This window comes from Alkalihalophilus lindianensis, assembly GCF_032843265.1.
GTDB lineage: Bacteria > Bacillota > Bacilli > Bacillales > Bacillaceae_D > Alkalihalophilus > Alkalihalophilus lindianensis.
The window spans coordinates 1-243 of sequence record NZ_JAWJBA010000882.1 but is presented as its reverse complement, the minus strand read 5'-3'; the positions used below and the strand labels follow the sequence as shown (position 1 = coordinate 243).

The following is a 243-nucleotide window of genomic DNA, read 5'->3' as shown; positions in this document are numbered from 1 at the left end:
CCGGGGATCGACCGCGAGCGACGGCGTGACGTCCATCAGATGACCTCCAGTTCCGCCTTGAGCGCCCCGGCGGCCTTCATGGCCTGCAGGATCGCGAGCAGATCGGTAGGCGTGGCACCGACGGCGTTCAGCGCGCGCACCACGTCCGAGAGCGACGTCGTATTGGGCAGGACCACGAGGCCCGACTTGTCCTCTTTCACTTCGATGTTGGCGCGCTCGGTGGCATCCGTCTGCCCGGGCGAG

Annotated in this window: 1 protein-coding gene; it reads right to left on the bottom strand. The window is 67.9% G+C overall.

Features of this window, described 5'->3' with window-relative positions; genetic code table 11:
- Positions 1–35 precede the first annotated feature (35 nt).
- The coding region (locus RYX56_RS24655; RefSeq protein ID WP_317124428.1) for a flagellar basal body P-ring protein FlgI at positions 36–243 on the bottom strand (208 nt) is incomplete at its 5' end.